Annotated in this window: 17 protein-coding genes and 1 other annotated feature; of the genes, 3 read left to right on the top strand and 14 right to left on the bottom strand. The window is 48.4% G+C overall.

The window, feature by feature from the left end; genetic code table 11:
• Nucleotides 1-53 precede the first annotated feature (53 nt).
• Nucleotides 54-626 carry a BofC C-terminal domain-containing protein gene (locus tag BLR88_RS04900; protein ID WP_091260094.1) on the bottom strand — a complete coding sequence of 191 codons (573 nt, stop codon included), beginning with the start codon at nucleotides 624-626 and terminating at the stop codon, nucleotides 54-56.
• Between the two features lie 148 nt (nucleotides 627-774).
• On the opposite strand from BLR88_RS04900, the gene BLR88_RS04895 reads away from it, so the two are divergent.
• The 3 genes from BLR88_RS04895 to BLR88_RS04885 all read left to right on the top strand — a co-directional run bounded on the left by BLR88_RS04895 (nucleotide 775) and on the right by BLR88_RS04885 (nucleotide 3,949).
• On the top strand, nucleotides 775-1,893 hold the full coding sequence (locus BLR88_RS04895; RefSeq protein WP_175493560.1) for a LysM peptidoglycan-binding domain-containing protein: 1,119 nt from the start codon (nucleotides 775-777) through the stop codon (nucleotides 1,891-1,893).
• Between the two features lie 144 nt (nucleotides 1,894-2,037).
• Complete coding sequence (locus BLR88_RS04890) at nucleotides 2,038-3,039, top strand: phosphotransferase (RefSeq protein ID WP_057897913.1); 1,002 nt, start codon at nucleotides 2,038-2,040, stop codon at nucleotides 3,037-3,039.
• Between the two features lie 157 nt (nucleotides 3,040-3,196).
• Nucleotides 3,197-3,949 (top strand): YebC/PmpR family DNA-binding transcriptional regulator, encoded by a 753-nt coding sequence (locus tag BLR88_RS04885; protein ID WP_057897912.1) that lies wholly within the window; start codon nucleotides 3,197-3,199, stop codon nucleotides 3,947-3,949.
• Between the two features lie 143 nt (nucleotides 3,950-4,092).
• Here the strand turns inward: BLR88_RS04885 and ilvE are convergent, their stop codons facing one another.
• The 13 genes from ilvE to BLR88_RS04820 form a co-directional block, all read right to left on the bottom strand.
• Nucleotides 4,093-4,992: a branched-chain-amino-acid transaminase gene (gene ilvE, locus BLR88_RS04880; protein ID WP_408863252.1), complete on the bottom strand. Its 900-nt coding sequence runs from the start codon at nucleotides 4,990-4,992 to the stop codon at nucleotides 4,093-4,095.
• 56 nt (nucleotides 4,993-5,048) lie between these two features.
• Nucleotides 5,049-5,930 carry a prephenate dehydratase gene (gene pheA, locus BLR88_RS04875; protein ID WP_057897910.1) on the bottom strand — a complete coding sequence of 294 codons (882 nt, stop codon included), beginning with the start codon at nucleotides 5,928-5,930 and terminating at the stop codon, nucleotides 5,049-5,051.
• A 14-nt stretch (nucleotides 5,931-5,944) separates the two neighbouring features.
• The gene (gene thrB / locus BLR88_RS04870) at nucleotides 5,945-6,910 is read right to left on the bottom strand and encodes a homoserine kinase (protein ID WP_254778223.1); all 966 of its coding nucleotides are present in this window, start codon (nucleotides 6,908-6,910) and stop codon (nucleotides 5,945-5,947) included.
• Nucleotides 6,879-7,937 carry a threonine synthase gene (gene thrC / locus BLR88_RS04865; RefSeq protein ID WP_057897908.1) on the bottom strand — a complete coding sequence of 353 codons (1,059 nt, stop codon included), beginning with the start codon at nucleotides 7,935-7,937 and terminating at the stop codon, nucleotides 6,879-6,881. The genes thrB and thrC overlap by 32 nt, the downstream gene beginning before the upstream one ends.
• The gene (locus BLR88_RS04860; protein ID WP_057897907.1) at nucleotides 7,937-9,241 is read right to left on the bottom strand and encodes a homoserine dehydrogenase; all 1,305 of its coding nucleotides are present in this window, start codon (nucleotides 9,239-9,241) and stop codon (nucleotides 7,937-7,939) included. Before BLR88_RS04860 ends, thrC begins: the two co-directional genes overlap by 1 nt.
• Before the next feature lie 61 nt (nucleotides 9,242-9,302).
• Entirely contained in the window at nucleotides 9,303-9,749 is a 447-nt protein-coding gene (locus BLR88_RS04855) for an ACT domain-containing protein (RefSeq protein WP_057897906.1), read from the bottom strand.
• Nucleotides 9,750-9,943: 194 nt separating this feature from the next.
• Entirely contained in the window at nucleotides 9,944-11,227 is a 1,284-nt protein-coding gene (obgE, locus tag BLR88_RS04850) for a GTPase ObgE (protein ID WP_091260091.1), read from the bottom strand.
• A 36-nt stretch (nucleotides 11,228-11,263) separates the two neighbouring features.
• Nucleotides 11,264-11,845, bottom strand: coding sequence for a Spo0B domain-containing protein (locus tag BLR88_RS04845; RefSeq protein ID WP_057897904.1), 582 nt, complete (start codon nucleotides 11,843-11,845; stop codon nucleotides 11,264-11,266).
• A gap of 114 nt (nucleotides 11,846-11,959) precedes the next feature.
• Nucleotides 11,960-13,669, bottom strand: a complete 1,710-nt coding sequence (locus BLR88_RS04840) for a pyruvate oxidase (RefSeq protein ID WP_091260089.1) — start codon at nucleotides 13,667-13,669, stop codon at nucleotides 11,960-11,962.
• A gap of 184 nt (nucleotides 13,670-13,853) precedes the next feature.
• The gene (rpmA, locus tag BLR88_RS04835) at nucleotides 13,854-14,144 is read right to left on the bottom strand and encodes a 50S ribosomal protein L27 (RefSeq protein ID WP_057897902.1); all 291 of its coding nucleotides are present in this window, start codon (nucleotides 14,142-14,144) and stop codon (nucleotides 13,854-13,856) included.
• A 16-nt stretch (nucleotides 14,145-14,160) separates the two neighbouring features.
• The gene (locus BLR88_RS04830; RefSeq protein WP_057897901.1) at nucleotides 14,161-14,496 is read right to left on the bottom strand and encodes a ribosomal-processing cysteine protease Prp; all 336 of its coding nucleotides are present in this window, start codon (nucleotides 14,494-14,496) and stop codon (nucleotides 14,161-14,163) included.
• Nucleotides 14,496-14,807, bottom strand: coding sequence for a 50S ribosomal protein L21 (gene rplU / locus BLR88_RS04825; RefSeq protein WP_057897900.1), 312 nt, complete (start codon nucleotides 14,805-14,807; stop codon nucleotides 14,496-14,498). The genes BLR88_RS04830 and rplU overlap by 1 nt, the downstream gene beginning before the upstream one ends.
• A gap of 14 nt (nucleotides 14,808-14,821) precedes the next feature.
• Nucleotides 14,822-14,902, bottom strand: a sequence feature (ribosomal protein L21 leader region).
• A gap of 89 nt (nucleotides 14,903-14,991) precedes the next feature.
• The gene (locus BLR88_RS04820; RefSeq protein WP_057897899.1) at nucleotides 14,992-16,476 is read right to left on the bottom strand and encodes an Rne/Rng family ribonuclease; all 1,485 of its coding nucleotides are present in this window, start codon (nucleotides 16,474-16,476) and stop codon (nucleotides 14,992-14,994) included.
• Between the last annotated feature and the right edge of the window lie 341 nt (nucleotides 16,477-16,817).

The following is a 16,817-nucleotide window of genomic DNA, read 5'->3' as shown; positions in this document are numbered from 1 at the left end:
TATTTTACATAAGAAAAAGAGGCGAAGCCTCCTGTTTCGCCCCTTTTTCTTCTCTAATGCGCATGCACCGCTGTCTCTTTTTCTTCGTTCGTAAACTCACTGTACGTTGAGATGATAGAATTATATTCCGCCGCATTGGAAATATGAATCCCTTTGCGCAACAGATCCAATTCCTCTGGCGGAAGGCTGGATTCCAGCTTTTTCGTATCCAGTTGGAAAAATGTCTGGATAATTTGACCTTTCTCCGGGAGTCCATCAAATAAGGTCAGCTCCCCATTTTCATTGATGCCGAAATAAGCGTGTTCCTTGCAGCGTGGAGAAAGATCATTAATTTTCTTCTCGAATGTGTATACATTGCGGTCGCGGGAAACAAAATCCCAGTCATGATAGCGCTGAAGCAATTCCTCCGAAGAGGATACTGTTTCCCGGCGCGTTTCTTTTTCCGTCTCACCGCAAATGTATTCTCGCTTCAGCACAACATCGACGGTTTGCGTTGATGCTTCATTCCCTTTTAGTTCTTGAATCTTATTGTATAAATACCATGTTCCACTGCTTATAACGGTGATGAACAAAAGCGATAAAGCCAGCAGTGTTCTCCAATGTTTCGGCAATTGTTTGCGGACCATCCTTACCCCTTCTTTTCAGGACGAACTTTTTATTCCCTAGCATTTCCAATCTGTAGAAATTTTATACATAACGCTCGCCTACCCGTGGCAAAACGCCCGCCCATGCATATGATGTAAGGTAATTTTCTATGAAAGGATGGTCAAATACATGAAAATCCATATCGTAAAAAAGGGAGACACCCTATGGAAAATCGCTCAAAAATATAATGTGGACTTTGAAACATTGAAAAAAATTAATGTGCATATTAAAAATCCGGATAAAATTATTCCCGGTATGAAAGTAAAAGTGCCGACAAGCGATGTACCGCTGAAAAGCGAAATGCCGAAGGAAATGCCGGTAGCGCCTGAATTGCCAACAACTCCGCATACGCCGAAACCGCAACCGGAAAACCCGGATCTGACGATTGACATGGATACAGATATGAGCATTAATATTCAAATGGCTCCAATGTCCGAAAAAGAAAAGCCGGCAAAAGAAATACCAAAAAAAGAGATGCCTGCTCCGGCACCCAAACCCAAAATGAAACCGCCGGCAAAAGAAATACCCAAACCTTCACCCGCTCCCATAGCACCTATGCCGGCTCCGGCTCCAATGCCAGCCCCTGTGCCCATGCCACACGTGCCCATAGTGCAACCGCAATATTGTGCGCCGCCAATGCCGATGTGTCCGCCAATGCCGATGTGTCCGCCACCGCATATGGTAATGCCTTATCCATGCTACGAAGATAACGATTCTCATATAGCGGATATGCCATACATGATGCCTTGCCCAATGATGCCCATGCCGCACCCGATGATGCCCATGCCGAGTCAACCGATGCCGCAAGCGCAAATGCCGGCCGAATACAAACCGCTTCAACCGCAGCCAATGTCGCACATACCTGAGTGTGCCTACCCAACACAACCGATGATGCCGGCAATGCCGTATCCGGTAATGTCAATGCAAGAAAACGAAGTAAAAAAAGAAGAGATGATATATGATTCATATGAATCGCCCGCGATGACACACGTACCACCGTATGCCCCACCTTCCATGGGAGCACCTTCTGGCATGATGCCATCTATGGACTATCCGCCCGCAACATCAAGCATGATGAACCCGTATGCGCCCTCGTTTGCATCTCCGTCAGCACCGCAAATGACTTCTTACTACTTCCCGCATATGTCGCATGGCTATCATCCATATACGGGAATGGAAACACCTGCTTATAAAGACAGTTGTGATTGCCGAGAAAGCAGCTCTGCTCTAGGCTCATCAGACTGCTGATCGCCCAGGCGGACTCCTTCTCTACCGGGAGTCCGCTCTTTTAGCAGTCACAGATCAAACGATGAACTCCTTGTTCCCAACTTCATACCAAATAAAGGATGATCACATCATAAGTCGTATTTATATAAAGCAGGAGGATATTTTATGAACCAGGAACTAGCCGCCGCCATTGAAAAGATGTACCGCTGCCGCGTAAAAAGCTTAAAGCCAAAACGCACCGTCTGGCTCTGTGAAACAGATCGAGGCACCTGGGTTGTCAAAGGTTATTCCGACTTTCAAAAAGCCGCATGGGTCACGTATCTGTCACGTACGCTACACGATCGTGGATTTCTCGATGTCGTTCGTTATCTTCCAACGATTCAGGGCGTTCCCGTTTTTAAATGGAACAATACGTATATGACCGTAATGGAACGCATGCCAGGAAGAGAGGGAAGTTATTTTCATAAATCGGATGTCATGCTTTCGCTTCGAAAACTGGCAGAATTCCACAAGTATAGCGTCCGTATTCCACAAGGGCCACCGCCGGAAGAAGGCATTCCTCTTATTGTAAAATGGGAAAAGCGCTATGAATCATTCCTTTGCATCCAACAGGAGATTGAAAGCGGAAGAATCAAGCCGAGTCGTCTGACATATCTTGTACAGCGCAATGCGCCTACCATTCTCAAAGAAGCGAAATATACGCTTGACGTTGCCCGCTGTTCTGGACTTGCTGCTGAATATACGAGCGCACTCTACCGCCAGCACATTGCGCACAAAGATTTAGCCAGCCACAACTTCCTTATCAGCGCTTTCCGTCAGTCGATCATCGACTTAGACACAGCCGCTTACGACACACCGCTTGTCGATATCGTTCAATTAATCAGCCGAGCGCTCGTGCTTCAGCGATGGGATTTGAACGTGTTTACAGAAGCGATCGAAACATATCGCCAAATTCTTCCTCTTTCTGAAGCACAAGTCGCGCTCATTTTCCTTCTGCTTCGTTTCCCGGACAACTTTATACGGGAAGTGACTGGCGTGTTTGAAAAGCGGAAAAACTTCCAAGAAAACCAGGTGGAATATTATTTGCGTATCATTATGAAAAATTGGCAGCACAGGGAGCGTTTCTTCGCTGGATACGAGAATTTTATCTATAACAACTATGTCTAATCCTCAACCAGTGCTCCATCAAGCGCCCTAGTCTTTCATTTGTTCGCGCAATATATAAACGCTTTGCCCTTTTTCCGTTCTTGTGCTACACTGAAAAATGGATTTTTGCGCCGTACAAACAGCGCGCGAGCAATATAGAAGAAAGAGGGATTGATGTATGGCGGGTCATTCCAAGTGGAAAAACATCCAACACCGCAAAGGCCGCCAGGACGCGGCAAAAGCAAAACTTTTCACAAAAATCTCCAAAGAAATCTATCAGGCAGCACGGGCAGGCGGCGCGGATCCAAATACGAACCCGCGTCTTAAACATGCCATCGCGAAAGCGAAAGATGCTAATATTCCAAGCGAAAATATTGAACGGACTATAAAAAAAGCCACCGGCCAGCTCGACGGTGTATCATATGAGGAAATCATCTATGAAGGCTATGGCCCAGGCGGCGTAGCAGTTATGGTGGAAGCGTTAACCGATAATCGAAATCGTACCGCTGCAGACGTGCGCCACATTTTCACAAAAAATGGAGGAAATCTGGGTGAATCGGGCTGTGTTAGCTTCATGTTTGATCGGAAAGGCATTATTGAAATCAGCCGCGAAAACAAAGATTTGGACGAAGATTCCGTAATGATGGCAGCGCTTGATGCTGGAGCGGAAGATTTCGAAGCAACCGAGGAAAGCTTTGAAATTAAGACCACGCCGGAAGATTTCGAAACGGTGCGCACCTCGCTCGAAGAGGCAGGGTATGAACTCGATACAGCCGAGATTTCCATGATTCCGCAGAATACGGTAAAAGTGACGGGAGAAGACGCGGAAAAAATGCTAAAACTGGTGGAAATGTTGGAAAGCAACGATGATGTGCAAGACGTATATACAAACTTCGATATCGATGAAGAAGAACTGGAAAAAATGCAGTAGCGGCTGTCTCAAAAGATTGGTTGATCTCAAATAGAACACAACATATATATAGATCATGTATTGTTTTTCTATACGTATATACGATAACGCAAAAGGGTGCCCCATCACTTTTTGGGACACCCTCTGTTTTCGTTTATCTATCGCTATCTCTTTTCCACTCCTGAACATTCATATACTTTCATACCATCTGTTTCTACACGCTCGCGGAACGCCGCCAGCAATTCGTGTGTGACAGCGCCGGGCTTGCCATCCCCGATTTGCCGCGCATCTACCTCAATAACCGGAATCACTTCCGCCGCCGTACCTGTAAGGAAAATTTCGTCCGCAACGAATACATCATGACGGGTAAATGGCTCTTCTTTCACCACATACCCTTTCTCGCGTGCGATCTCAATAATCGTATTACGCGTAATGCCTTCTAGCGCTCCCAGATATGCTGGCGGCGTGTAAATCATGCCCCTCTTAACGATAAAAATATTATCTCCTGATCCTTCGCATATATATCCCTGCTGGTTAAGCATCAACGCTTCATTTACACCCGCGTTATTCGCTTCAATTTTTACTAGGACATTGTTCAGGTAGTTTAAAGATTTGATCTTCGGGTTTAAAGCATCAGGTGTATTACGTCGGGTTGGCACAGTGATAATGCGAATCCCCGTCTCATACAGTTCCTTCGGAAACAGCGCCAACTGTTCGGCAATAATGACAATGTTCGGTTTGGAACAGCGGCGCGGGTCAAGCCCTAAGTCTCCGGTACCGCGAGAGACGACAAGACGAATGTACGCGTTTTTGAGATGGTTCTGGCGTACCGTCTCCAGCACGCATTCACACATTTCTTCCTGTGTCATTCCAATGTCCAGCAGTATGGATTTAGCCGATTCATATAGCCGTTCAATATGCTCCTTTAATTTGAACACATTTCCATTGTACGCCCGGATTCCCTCGAAAACGCCGTCACCATACAAAAAGCCATGATCGTACACGGAAATTTTCGCGTCTTCCTTCTTCACAAATTCCCCGTTTAAATAAATTTTTTGTTCCAAAAGAATTCACCCTCCATCATTCTTTCACGAACTTGCCCTGCTCTCTGGCTGTATCTCTACCGGAGCGAGATGCGGGCCCCATTTCGCTCTTTCACAAACACAGGATATGTGCCAAGAAAACGAACCTGGCACCCCAGCGCTTCCATCTCAGCAAAAGCGCCCGGAAGCAGAACATCATCCATTTTCTGCTCAATATCAATCACAAAATAGTAGTTCCCTAACCCTGTTTTTGTCGGACGTGATTCGATGCGTGACAGGTTCAGGCGGCGCCAGGCGAACGCTGACAGCACCTGATGCAGCGCCCCCGGAAAATCGGATGGAAGGGTCACGAGAATGGTTGTCTTATACTTTTCCGATTCCGGAAATGGTAACGGCTTTTTTCCCAGCACGATAAAGCGGGTAAAATTGTTTTCTGTATCCTCAATGTTTTCGGCGATGAGCGTTACCGGGTACACATGCACCGCCTGCATGGCGGAAATCGCCACCCAAGGTTCTTCGAATCGCTCGCTGACGAGGCGCGCCGCTTCTGCCGTACTGCTTACGTATTCAATCTCTGCATGCGGTAAATGCTCATGCAAATAACTATGGCACTGTGCTACCGCCTGCGGATGTGACAGCACTTTCGTCACCTGGGAAAGCGCAAGCGGCTCTTCGCGCTTCGCGCTTACTAGATGATGGGAAATCGGCATAATAAGCTCGCTTAAAATCGGCAAATCAATTTTATGAATGATCCAATCTAACGTTAAATTCACGGATCCTTCCAGCGAATTCTCCCAAGGCACAACCGCATAATCTACTTTTCCCGCCGCGGCCGCTTCCAAACAGTCAGGAATTGTGCGGTAAGGAAGGAATCTATTTCCTTTCTCCTGGAATATCAGACGCGCGGCTTCTTCCGTATTTGTGCCGCGCGGGCCCAGAAACGCGAATGTTCTCTCCATGTTCGTTATCTCCTTTATCCAGTCACACCCGAGAAGCAGTGTTCAATCTGTACTCCAGCTTCGTCGGGTACAAGCCGCATCACCGTACAATCGACGCCGTGTCCGGCAAGCGTTCTGACCATAAATGCTTCAAGCGGTGCAACCGGCATCCGATTGTCAATAAACGCGATGATCGTTGGACCAGCGCCGGACAGCGCCGCGCCGAGCGCACCGTGCAGGTGTGCTTCATTCAATATTTTTTCCAGTCCCGGCACAAGCGGCACGCGGTACGGCTGGTGGACCACATCCTGCATCGCGGATTTAAGCAACGACAAGTTACCGGTCGCCAGCGCTCCCACGAGCACGCCGGTATGACTTACCGTATGAACCACATCCTGGCGGCTATACATGGATGGGAGTACATTCCTTGATTTTTCAGTAGAAAGCATAAATTCTGGAATCACTGCGATGGCCTCAAGATGTTTCGGTACATTAAGCCGCACATATGGCACGTTTTCCCGCTCCATTAATGCGACAACAATGCCACCAAATAACGAAGCTCCTACATTGTCCGGATGTCCCTCCCGCTCTGTCGCCATCATGTACAGATGTTCCTTCGTAAAAGGCCGGCCAGCCAATTCATTGGCCGCCACAAGCGCCCCTACGATGGCGGACGCACTGCTACCGAGCCCGCGGGTCAGTGGAATATCAGAAGCGATCTCAACCACAAGCTCCGGCGCCGCGAGGCCAGCTTTCTCAAACACTTCGGTCGCCACTTTATAAATAAGGTTGCTTTTGTCGGCAGGGATGCCGGAAAGGTTCGGGCCGTGCAAACGAATCGTTGTTTCTTCCGCAAGCTCCAGCGTAATGGTGGTATACAGTTGGAAAGCCATACCTATCGTGTCGAATCCGGGGCCGAGATTAGCCGTGCTAGCTGGAACCTTTACTTTCACCTTTCCGTTCTGCACGCTATACACCCGCTCCCCGGGCGATGATGCCAAGCACTGCTTCTTCCGTGCTTTCCACCACGATCGGCTCCACTCCCACAGACGTAAGTGCGATGTTCGGGTCTTTCAGGCCGTTTCCGGTTAATACGCACACAACCTGCTTGCCGGCTTCAATCCGGCCCAGCTTACGCATCTTTATGATGCCTGCCAGCGATGCCGCGGAAGCCGGTTCGGCAAAAATTCCCTCTGTCTGGGCCAGCTTGCGATATGCGTCCAAAATTTCTTCATCTGTAACCATGTCGATATGACCGCCGGACTCATCACGGGCGTTGAGCGCAAGATTCCAGCTAGCCGGATTGCCAATGCGGATGGCTGTCGCCAGCGTTTCCGGATTTTCGATCACTTCGCCTTTGACAAGCGCGGCCGCTCCTTCCGCTTCAAACCCGAACATGCGCGGCCTGTTTCTGACAACCCCTGCTTCATAGTATTCTTTAAATCCTTTCCAATACGCTGAAATGTTTCCCGCGTTACCGACCGGAATCGCAAGGATGTCCGGTGCCTTGCCCAGCGCGTCGCAAATTTCAAAAGCCGCTGTCTTCTGCCCTTCAAGACGGTACGGATTCACCGAGTTCACAAGCGTAATCGGATGCTTTTCCGTAATATCGCGCACGATTTTCAGCGCTTGGTCGAAGTTGCCTTCGATGGCGATAATTTCAGCGCCGTAAACCATCGCCTGGGCCAGCTTACCCAGCGCGATGTTGTTATTCGGGATAAGCACGATACAGCGCAGATTCGCGCGCGCTGCATACGCTGCCGCCGCGGCCGAAGTGTTTCCTGTGGAAGCGCACATAATCGTATGGCTGCCTTCTTCGACCGCTTTCGCCACCGCCATAACCATCCCCCGGTCTTTAAACGATCCTGTTGGATTTAAACCTTCGTATTTGAAATAAATCTCCAAGTCTAATTGTTGCGACAATTTCGGCGCAAAAATGAGCGGCGTATTGCCCTCATGCAACGTCAACCGGGGGGTTTTCTCCGTCACCGGTAAATATTTTGCGTAGCGCTCAATGATGCCAGCCATTATTTTTCCTCCCCACCTTCTACCCGATACAGGCTTTTTATTTCAAACACGCTTTCCAGCTCTTCAAATTGGCTGCGTACGGCATAAATATTTTTGCGCGAAGCATGGTGCGTGATCAGAATAATTTCCGACTGCTTGCCGTCATTGTACGGTTGTTGCAGGACTTGTTCTAAGCTTACATCATGGTCAGCGAGAATGCGAGTAATTTGTGCAAGCACGCCCCGTTTGTCTTCCACGATTAGACGAAGGAAATACTTGGACACAATCTGGTCGTCCGTTTTCAAATGCTTCTCGCGATACGGTGCCACGCTGCCGCGTCCGTTTACGCCAAGCTTCATGTTTTTCACAACTGTTACCAGATCGGAAACAACTGCCGTTGCCGTCGGCAACTCGCCCGCTCCTGGACCGTAGAACATTGTCTCTCCCACCGCTTCGCCGTGCACATAAATCGCGTTGAAGACACCATTGACGGATGCAAGCGGGTGTGTATGATGAATAAGCGTTGGTTGTACGCTTACCTCGATCAAATCATCGTCGCGCTGCGCGATGCCGAGCAGCTTAATCTCATAGCCCAGCTTTTTCGCATATGCGATGTCTTCTGCTGTCACTTCGGAGATTCCCTTACAGTCTACATCCTCAAGGCTCATATCGACATGGAAGCCAAGCGTGCTTAAGATAGCCATCTTCCGTGCTGCGTCATGACCTTCCACATCCGCCGTCGGATCCGCTTCCGCGTAACCGAGCGCCTGCGCTTCTTTGAGTACCGCGCTGTAATCGGCACCTTCCTGACTCATCTTCGTCATGATGTAATTGGTCGTACCATTCACAATTCCCATCATTTTCGTAATGCGGTCAGACGCAAACCCCTCCACCAGCGCGCGCAGAATCGGAATACCGCCGGCCACGCTCGCTTCATAGAATACGTCACAGCCTTTTTCTTGCGCTTTGGAGAGAATTTCTGCCCCGTGGAGCGCCATCAAGTCTTTGTTGGCCGTCACAATATGTTTGCCATTCTCAAGGGCTTGCAGAATATATTCTTTCGCTGGATGAATACCGCCAATCACTTCGATAATCACATCGATGTCCGGGTTGTCAAACAGTTCAGAAGCATCGGTTGTAATCATGTGTCTATCCAGTTTCAAGTTGCGTTCTTTCTCAAGATCCTGCACCAGTACCTTAGCGATTTCAATCGCTAAGCCCGTCTGTTTCTGCAAATCCTCCTGGTGACCCTGTACGATACGTACGACGCCCGTACCCACAGTTCCAAGCCCCATAAGTCCTACTTTTACTGTGTTGTTTCGCATCCTGCTCTCTCCTCCATGTGTATATTTTTGTTTGTTTATAATAATATAATGAAAAAAATGCTTATCCCCGTCCGACAATCACTGCACGCTTGACGCCGTCGAGCGCGTTCAATTCGTCAAGAAACTCAGTTGTCGGTAAGTTCAACTGCCCGGTGTCAATGGACATCGCAACATTGGCCATACCCTGTAGCGGAATCGTCTGATTAATCGTCAGGATGTTGCCGCCCTTTTCGGCGACAAACTTCAATACCTGGGACAGCACACCTGCGCGATGCTCTAGATTAAGTGATACGGTAATAATCACTTCACGCATCATAGAATTAAATGGAAAAATCCCATCTTTGTATTTATAATAAGCGCTTCTGCTTAGTCCCACTCTCTCCACCGCTTCATTGACCGTCTCCGCTTCTCCGGAATCGAGCAGCTTTTTTGCCTCTATTGTTTTTATAATTGATTCAGGCAAAATATCGGCCCGGATTAAGTAGAACAGTTCTTCCTGTTTTCCCATTCCGTCCTCCTAGAATAAACAAATGTTTATATATAGTGGACATTATACTTTGTTTTTTCTGATTTCACAAGAGATATTCATTTATTTTTCAAATATTTTCTCTCAACGCTGTCCATAGTGGAAAAACATGAGAAAAACTCGCGGGCGTTGGCGCTCATCACCATAAAAAAAAGCAAGACTTTTCGTCCTGCTTTTTACTCCACGAATTCAAACTCAAACTTGCCAATACGTACAATATCACCATTTTGCGCGCCCTTCTCGCGCAGCGCGTCGTCTACGCCCATATTACGCATCATACGGGCAAAACGCTGGATGGAATCCCGACTATTTAAGTTCGTCATTTTCACCAATTTCTCCATTTTCTCGCCTTCCACCACGAAAATCTCGTTTTCGCGGCGAACCGTAAACGGCTCCTGTTCCTGTTCCGCCTTATACACCACCGTTGTCCCTTCGTCTGCTACATCCTCAATAAGCGGTATCCTCGAAGTATGCTCAAGCATATCGGCCACCTTATACATTAACTCGCGCACTCCTTGCTTGGTCACAGCTGAAATCGGATAAATTGGAATATCATCCCCGACTTTCTTCCGAAACTCCCGCAAATTCTCTTCCGCTCCCGGAAGATCCATTTTGTTGGCGGCTATAATCTGCGGACGCTCTTCCAGTTTCTTATTATACAACTTCAACTCTTCATTAATCTGTATATAATCTTCATACGGATCACGGCCTTCAGAACCTGCTATATCAATCACGTGAACAATGACCCGCGTCCGTTCAACATGGCGCAAAAACTGGTGCCCCAGACCAACCCCTTCATGCGCGCCTTCAATCAGTCCCGGCAAATCCGCCATTACGAAACTGCGTTCCTCGTCAATATCTACCACGCCCAAGTTCGGCGTAATCGTCGTAAAATGATAGGCCGCGATTTTGGGACGCGCCGCCGACACGACCGATAAAAGCGTGGATTTACCCACACTTGGAAACCCTACTAATCCAACATCAGCTAGCACTTTCAGCTCCAGACGCACATAACGTTCCTGTCCGGGTTCACCGTTCTCCGCAATTTCCGGCGCCGGGTTCACCGGCGTCGCAAACCGGATATTACCGCGGCCACCGCGGCCGCCTTTGGCAATCACTGCGCGCTGACCATTCACTGTCAGGTCAGCAATAACCTGTCCGGTATCATCATCAATAACGGTCGTTCCCGGAGGCACGCGAACAACCAAATCTTCTGCGCCCGCGCCATGTTGGCCTTTTGGTCGCCCATTCTCTCCCCTAGCCGCTTTAAAATGGCGTTGATAGCGAAAATCCACCAATGTCCGCAACCCCTCATCCACAACAAACACAACGTCACCGCCACGACCGCCGTCACCGCCGGCTGGGCCGCCCTGCGGCACGTATTTTTCCCTGCGGAAAGCAACGATACCGTTTCCGCCGTCGCCTCCTTTAACATATACTTTTACACTATCTACAAACATCTTGATTCCACCTTTTCCGTAATAACTTCTCCGCTCCTAGGCAAAAGGAAAGACACACTCCAAAACCGATTCTGAAGCTGTATGAGGCATAAGCAATGCTTCGCCACCACATGCCCTCATCCGCGCACACAACTCGTTCAGCCCGGCTTCGATGCCTTTCACATCAAGTTCACCCGCAAAATCTGCCACAATTCTAAGAGCGCTTTCCTGGTAATGCAACGTAAGCAGAAATGTATTACTTTCCCCGCCATTATACAGGGCATGTTGCTGATATAGTTTTACTAAAGAAACAATAAAATCACCCAGCCAATTTCCTTCTTTAAGCTTGAGTAATGAAAAAGAAGCCGGAATTTCCACTTCTATTCGCATATTGGAATGCAGTGCGTTAAACGAGAGAAGATAAGCCACAACAGGAGGGTATTCCAGGCGGGAGACTAACGTGTCCCTGTTTGCCCCCGCAATGATGCGGTGTATGTATTCCTCGCACATATCATATTTCCCAAGTTTCAAATAACTGAGCAAGACCTGAATATGATTAAGCCAGTCATGCCGTTGGTGATTAATTACTTCGATTAATTCCTTCATACCGCGTTCACCCTCTTTGGCTTTTCTGTACATTTTACCACATCCAGGGCTAGAGAAGACATGACGTGTCATAAGAAATAGGGAAAACAGGTACAAAAAGCAAAAGCTTATTTTCGACCTGTTTTCCTCATTCTGCAAAACTGGCTTTTACACACGAAGTATAGGTGGTAACGTAAAGCGTCCTTCCTCTACAAATTCTTTTATCATATGTTTGGTAAACCCTGCTGCCTGACCAAAGGTAATTTTCGGCGGCATCGGTGCTTCGTCTGCTTCCACCAATACGTCAACAATACATGGACGCCTGGCGGCGACAGCTTTCTGTAAAACAGGCAACAATTCCTCACGCTTTTCCACCCTGAATCCCACCGTACCGCACGCTTCTGCGTAAGCTGCAAAATTCGGATTTACCAAATTCGTAGCGTATTCAATATTGCCCATAGCTTCCTGTTCGAACTTAATCATGGCGATTTTATGATTATTAAATACAACAGTAATAATCGGGAGCTTGTATTTGATCGCTGTGACAAAATCGTTCATCGTCATGCCAAATCCCCCGTCACCACAAATCGCGAATACCTGGCGCTCCGGGTACGCAATCTGAGCGGCAATCGCGCCAGGCAGACCGCATCCTAGCGTAGCCAGCCAGCTGGACGTAATAAACGATTGATTTGTCACCCGAAAATGGCGGGCCATCCAGACTGTTACATTGCCGACATCACACGAAAGCACTGCGTTCTCCTCCGCTACCTCTTCCAGTGTTCGTGCTACATACTGGGGCATGATCAAGGAGCTTTCGATTTTCTCCTGCTCCTCCATTTTCCCCCACCATTTATCCATTTTTTCTTTGCACCGAGCCAAAAACTCCCTGTTTTCCTGATAAGGAATTCGCTCTGTCAATCGGGCAAGCGTATGCTTTGCCTCCCCGATAAGACCGATATCTACCGGATAACGCTTGCCGATTTGGCAAGGTTCTGTATCCAATTGGATGGTCATCGCTTTCTCCGGTAAAAATCCCGTAAACGGATACGAAGTACCTACCATAAACAACGTATCTGCTTCTTGCATAGCATCGTACGCCGCTCTCGTTCCAATTAGACCAAGCCCTCCCAGGCAGTACGGGTGTTTATCCGGTACGACGCCCTTTCCAGGAAGCGTCACCACGATGGGCGCCCCAAGCCTTTCCGCGAATGCCAGCAGTTCTTCACGTGCTCCCCGTGCGCCTTTACCCGCTAGAATGACTTTTTTTCCTTCCTTGCTGAGAACCTCACAAGCGGCATCCATATCTTCCGTACGCGGCTCAAGATGTCCACTGTCCACTTTGGCGTACGTATAGCGCGTTTTTCTGTCTAATTCAATATCGGGCACATCACCTGGAATGGTCAGAACAGCCACGCCTTTGCGCGCATATGCTGTACGAATCGCCTGATTTACTACTGAAGGAATTTGCCCCGGGGAAACGATCATCTGGTTATATACGGCTACATCATCAAAAAGACGCGATACATTCACTTCTTGGAAATAATCAAGGCCCAATAAATCAGTTATTACCTGTCCAGTAATTGCCAGCACCGGTGCATGATCCAGTTTGGCATCATAAAGACCGTTCAGCAAATGAATTGCACCCGGCCCAGCAACAGCAAGGCATACGCCAAGCCTGCCGGTAAGTTTCGCATAGGAAGCGGCGGCCAGGGCCCCCGCTTCTTCATGGCGAACCTGAATGAACTTAATTTTATCCTTCTTCTGACGAAACGCCTCAATAACCGTATTAATCGAATCGCCAGGCATTCCATATACGTGGTCAACTCCCCACTCAATCAGCGTGTCAACAAGTGCTTCTGCCCCATTTTTTCTAAACATAAGCAGCACCCTTTCTTTTTTTCTAGTGTGCCGCAAAACAAAAAAACAAAACGTCAAGAAAAACTTGCGGGCGTTACCGCTCGTCCTTTTTCTTCAAAGAAAGCCAAACGGCCGTTTCGTGTCCCTTCGGTACGATAAAAAAGACCGTTGACGTACGTCAACGGTCTTTTTATTTAAACGATTATTACACTTCGCTTGCTACCGGTTCAACAACCACTTGTTTGCGATCGCGGCCCAGACGCTTGAAGCGCACGATACCATCAGTCAGAGCGAACAGCGTATCGTCACCGCCGCGGCCTACGTTCGCACCCGGATAAATTTTTGTACCACGTTGACGGTACAGAATGTTACCGGCTTTTACGAATTGACCGTCCGCACGCTTGGCACCCAAACGCTTCGCGATAGAGTCACGGCCGTTTTTGGTACTACCTACCCCTTTTTTCGAGGCGAAGAATTGCAGATCCATTCTTAACATAAGGGACACCTCCTTACTATTTCAATCTGTCGATAACCCGAACATATTTGCCGTTACTTAACGCTACCGAATACAACGAGGCAATCATGCCCTCAAGCAAAAGCTGCACTTTCTCTTGAAGTTCCGGAGCGTAGTCGTCCGGTACTTTCACATGTAGAAAACCACTTTCACCCTGTTTGACTGGCAGCTCTATGTTTAACAACAGTTCAACCGCGTTGATTCCTCCAAGCGAAATGCCCGATACGGCGGCACATACTAGATCATGTCCAGGCTCCCCAGCATAGGCATGTCCGGAAATCTTGATTTCTTCAATGGAGTCATCGCCGCGGCGCTTCACCTGCACCGTAATCATTACGCGTTGATCGCTTCGATAACAACCTTCGTATAAGGTTGACGGTGACCTTGCTTACGACGGTAGTTTTTCTTTGCTTTGTATTTGTACACGATAATTTTCTTACCTTTACCGTGACGTTCTACTTTCGCAGTAACAGTAGCACCTTCCACTACCGGAGCGCCTACTTTCACACCGCCATCGCCAGCCACCAGCAATACGCGGTCGAAAGTAACTGTCTCACCCTCAGCGTTTGCCAGCTTTTCGATGTACAGTTCAGTACCTTTTTCTACTTTGTATTGCTTACCGCCAGTTTCGATAATTGCGTACATTCGTTGCACCTCCCCTATATACTAAGACTCGCCGATATCCGGTGCGGCGCATATACGCCGGCTTGCAAACCTTAATCGAGCGGTTGTAGTATGCTTGAGGTGTCAAGCACACCAGTTAACAAAAAACAGCTTATCATATTCTTGCAAGAAAAGCAACCTAAACACCGCGAGAAGGAAGTGTTTATCACTGTTTCTGTAAGCGTCTCCGCGCTTCTGCTTCACTCCCCGCAAACAGGATGCGATACCGCTGTTGATCAAGAGCAGAATTTTCCGCAATATAGAGAGCAATGCTCGTGCTATTCCGCAATTCTTCTATATAGTCCCGTTCCACAAACACGCGGGCGATATGGGGATGCACTTCAAGCAAGACCGCTTCCACGCGGTCATCGTGACTGAAGCTTGCGAGTTCGCGTTCCAGCGCACTCGCAAGCGTCTCTTCGGCTGTGATTCTGCCTGTTCCTTCGCAGCAAGGACACACGCGCAGCAAGATATCAGCAAGATTTTGCCGCTCTTTTTTGCGTGTCAGTTCAAGCAGCCCCAAGCGGGTAAATCCAAGCACTTGTGTCTTTGTCTTGTCTTTCCGCAACTCCCCTTCCATACACTCCAACACCTGGAGCCGATTTTCTTCTTTCTCCATGTCAATGAAATCGATAATAACAATGCCGCCAATGTTGCGCAAACGAAGCTGGCGGACAATTTCACGACATGCTTCCAGGTTGGTCTTCAGAACCGTTTCCTCAAGGGTATGACTGCCTGTATACTTGCCGGTATTTACATCAAAAACGGTCATCGCTTCCGTCTGATCAATGACCAAATAACCGCCGCTCTTTAGCCATACTTTCCGTCTCAGCGCCCGTTCGATTTCCCCGTCCAAGCCATAATAAGAAAAAATCTCCTCGGCCCCGGTATACAATCGAATTTTCTGCTCCCACTCAGGCCGGTAACGGGCGAGCAATGCTCGAACTTCCGCGTAGCGCGGGCGACTGTCAATCATGATTTCTTCTACTTCTTCATCTACAAAATCGCGCACCACGCGGGAGACAAGATCTAAGTCTTGGTAGACGAGCGCGGGCGGGCGAACATGCTTTTTCTCGCTCCACACCTGTTCCCAACACGCTCTCAGAAATGAAACGTCCGCCTCCAGCTCAGCTCGACTCATTCCCTCGGCCATCGTCCGGATAATGATTCCCTCATTCGGTCCCAGAATCTCGCGTGCCATCCGGCGTAGACGTTCGCGTTCTTTTTCCTTGCGTATGCGACGTGATACCCCAATATAGGTCACATTCGGCAAATATACAATGTAGCGCCCAGGCAAAGAGAGCTGTGTTGTTACTTTAGCACCTTTCGTGCCAAACGCTTCTTTACTGACTTGAACGATAATCTCTTGGCCTTGCGTAATCAGCTCATTAATGGAGGGCCTCTTCCCTTCCTCAGGCTCTGTCTCCGGTGGCAAACAGTCAGCTACGTATAAATACGCATTTTTTTCCATACCGATATCGATAAATGCCGCCTGCATGCCTGGCAACACATTTTCTACCCGTCCTTTATAAATGTTGCCGACGATCCGTCGCCCTTCCGGCCGTTCGATGTATAATTCAACCAACCGACCGCCTTCCAACATGGCCACTCTCGCTTCGCGGCCGGTACAGTTGATGATTATTTGCTTCAACAGTTGTCCTCCTCGTATAGTATGTTTAAGCCCCTCAAAATCACGAATTTCCAGTTGAATTCGAGAGACTATTAACCAAAAAACCAAGATATATTTTCCTCCCCTGTAACTGTAAAGAAGGGGAGGGGGACACCACGCACATCCAGATCATGGGACTGGACTTTTCATGATGTCTCTGGACAATGATTCTTAGGATCGTTCAGGGAAACTCTCTATCCTCCTGTAGCTTTGACTACTTCGTAAGTCTGTTTCCCTGGTACTCGTTTGTACTTCTAACCCGCAGGCTGTTCTCTCTGACAACCCATGCTGGAAGATAGCAGCTTCCAGGCAGCCCATGGACC

The organism is Aneurinibacillus thermoaerophilus, assembly GCF_900099925.1.
In the GTDB taxonomy this organism is placed as follows: domain Bacteria; phylum Bacillota; class Bacilli; order Aneurinibacillales; family Aneurinibacillaceae; genus Aneurinibacillus; species Aneurinibacillus thermoaerophilus.
Note: the sequence above shows the minus strand (reverse complement) of the source record. Positions and strands in the feature narration are given on the sequence as shown.

Excerpts from the sequence above, each read along its gene's own strand:
- BLR88_RS04900 (WP_091260094.1), bottom strand. The coding sequence starts at position 626 with ATGGTCCGCAAACAATTGCCGAAACATTGGAGAACACTGCTGGCTTTA.
- BLR88_RS04895 (WP_175493560.1), top strand. The coding sequence starts at position 775 with ATGAAAATCCATATCGTAAAAAAGGGAGACACCCTATGGAAAATCGCT.
- BLR88_RS04890 (WP_057897913.1), top strand. The coding sequence starts at position 2,038 with ATGAACCAGGAACTAGCCGCCGCCATTGAAAAGATGTACCGCTGCCGC.
- BLR88_RS04885 (WP_057897912.1), top strand. The coding sequence starts at position 3,197 with ATGGCGGGTCATTCCAAGTGGAAAAACATCCAACACCGCAAAGGCCGC.
- pheA (WP_057897910.1), bottom strand. The coding sequence starts at position 5,930 with ATGGAGAGAACATTCGCGTTTCTGGGCCCGCGCGGCACAAATACGGAA.
- thrC (WP_057897908.1), bottom strand. The coding sequence starts at position 7,937 with ATGGCTGGCATCATTGAGCGCTACGCAAAATATTTACCGGTGACGGAG.
- BLR88_RS04860 (WP_057897907.1), bottom strand. The coding sequence starts at position 9,241 with ATGCGAAACAACACAGTAAAAGTAGGACTTATGGGGCTTGGAACTGTG.
- BLR88_RS04855 (WP_057897906.1), bottom strand. The coding sequence starts at position 9,749 with ATGGGAAAACAGGAAGAACTGTTCTACTTAATCCGGGCCGATATTTTG.
- obgE (WP_091260091.1), bottom strand. The coding sequence starts at position 11,227 with ATGTTTGTAGATAGTGTAAAAGTATATGTTAAAGGAGGCGACGGCGGA.
- BLR88_RS04845 (WP_057897904.1), bottom strand. The coding sequence starts at position 11,845 with ATGTACAGAAAAGCCAAAGAGGGTGAACGCGGTATGAAGGAATTAATC.
- BLR88_RS04840 (WP_091260089.1), bottom strand. The coding sequence starts at position 13,669 with ATGTTTAGAAAAAATGGGGCAGAAGCACTTGTTGACACGCTGATTGAG.
- rpmA (WP_057897902.1), bottom strand. The coding sequence starts at position 14,144 with ATGTTAAGAATGGATCTGCAATTCTTCGCCTCGAAAAAAGGGGTAGGT.
- BLR88_RS04830 (WP_057897901.1), bottom strand. The coding sequence starts at position 14,496 with ATGATTACGGTGCAGGTGAAGCGCCGCGGCGATGACTCCATTGAAGAA.
- rplU (WP_057897900.1), bottom strand. The coding sequence starts at position 14,807 with ATGTACGCAATTATCGAAACTGGCGGTAAGCAATACAAAGTAGAAAAA.